At 76.3% G+C, this 1,245-nt stretch carries 2 protein-coding genes and 2 pseudogenes; 2 read left to right on the top strand and 2 right to left on the bottom strand.

The window, feature by feature from the left end:
- Together ACFOY6_RS24105 and ACFOY6_RS24100 are read left to right on the top strand one after the other, a co-directional pair.
- Positions 1–231: pseudogene (locus ACFOY6_RS24105) on the top strand (threonine-phosphate decarboxylase); the annotation flags it as partial.
- A 79-nt stretch (positions 232–310) separates the two neighbouring features.
- Positions 311–529, top strand: coding sequence for a hypothetical protein (locus ACFOY6_RS24100; RefSeq protein ID WP_379652454.1), 219 nt, complete (start codon positions 311–313; stop codon positions 527–529).
- 9 nt (positions 530–538) lie between these two features.
- Here ACFOY6_RS24100 and ACFOY6_RS24095 read toward each other — a convergent pair whose 3' ends face one another.
- Positions 539–886, bottom strand: coding sequence for a hypothetical protein (locus tag ACFOY6_RS24095; RefSeq protein ID WP_379652453.1), 348 nt, complete (start codon positions 884–886; stop codon positions 539–541).
- Positions 883–1,245, bottom strand: a pseudogene (locus ACFOY6_RS24090) (cytochrome ubiquinol oxidase subunit I); the annotation flags it as partial. The gene ACFOY6_RS24095 and the pseudogene ACFOY6_RS24090, both read right to left, overlap by 4 nt.

The raw sequence follows: 1,245 nt of genomic DNA, 5'->3' as shown, positions 1-1,245 counted from the left end.
GCCGCCCTGGCGGCGCGGCGCGACGCGCTGCTGGTGGGCGCCGGGCTGCTCGTGCGGGGCGGCACGAGGCTGTTCCGGCTGGCCGAGGGCGACGCGGCGGCGTGGCATGCGCGGCTGGGCCGGGCGGGCATCCTGGTGCGGCGCTTCTCCGGCCAGCCACGCTGGCTGCGCTTCGGCCTGCCGGGCGACGCGGCGGCCTGGGCGCGGCTGGCGGCGGCGCTGGGCGGCTGAGCCACGCCGGAATCATATCGAGAATCATTCTTAATCGCGTCTAGGATGGGGCATCGCGTCGGAAAGGGGAAAGCCCGCCATGTTCCATCACCGTTCCTGCGGCACCACCCAGCTGGTCGCGCTGATGGCCGCGCACCGCGCCGCGCATCAGGCCGGCGGCCTGCCGGGCGGCGACACTGCGGCCGTGCTGCGCCAGCAGGACATCACCCGGCTGACCGAGGTGCTGCTCGCCACCCCCGGTCCGGAGCCGGCCTGGCACCCCGATGCCACGCCGCGCCGGGCGGCGGCCCGCAACTGAGGCGCCGCCTCAATGGCAGGCGGAGGCCAGCAGCACCGGCAGGCCGCACCAGAGCGTGGCCGCCAGCGCCAGGCCGAGGCCGCCGGTGGCCAGCACGGGGCGGAAGGCGTCCTCCGCGCTGCCCCAGCGCGTGCCGCGCCAACTCCAGGCGAGCAGCGTGCCGAGGAGCGCCAGATGCACCGCCCAGACGCCCAGCAGCACCCAGCGCTGCAGGCTGAGGCCGAGCGCCGCCGGCTGGTCCCACCCCCAGGCGCAGCCGAGCGAGACGGCGACGTAGAGCAGCAGGAAGGCCGAGCTCCAGAGGAGGAAGGCGAGGGTGGCCACCGCCACCCCCGGCAGGCGCCGGAGCAGGGTCATGGCGTCGTCCCCGCCCCGGCCATCCAGGGCCAGAGTTGCAGCAGAAGCAGCGCGGCCAGGCCGCAGAGCGCGGTGTAGCCCTGCCACATCAGGGTGTTGCGCGGCGCCAGGTCGCGCATCGCCGAGACATAGCCGGCCTGGCAGCGGGCGGCGGTGTAGAGCGCCATGATCGTGCCCAGCGCCGCGTGCAGCGCCACATAGAGCGCCAGCACCAGAGCGGTGGCGGCATAGGCGTGGCTGGCAGGCGGCGCGCCGTGCCACAGCGCCAGCGCCGCCACGTCCGCCGCCGCCAGCAGCACCGCCCCGCCACCCAGCAGCGAGAGCAGCGCGCAGGCGCCCACGCGCCCGCGCCGCAGCGC

This window comes from Teichococcus aestuarii (assembly GCF_042651065.1).
GTDB lineage: Bacteria > Pseudomonadota > Alphaproteobacteria > Acetobacterales > Acetobacteraceae > Pseudoroseomonas > Pseudoroseomonas aestuarii.
This window is presented reverse-complemented; position numbering and strand designations above follow the sequence as displayed.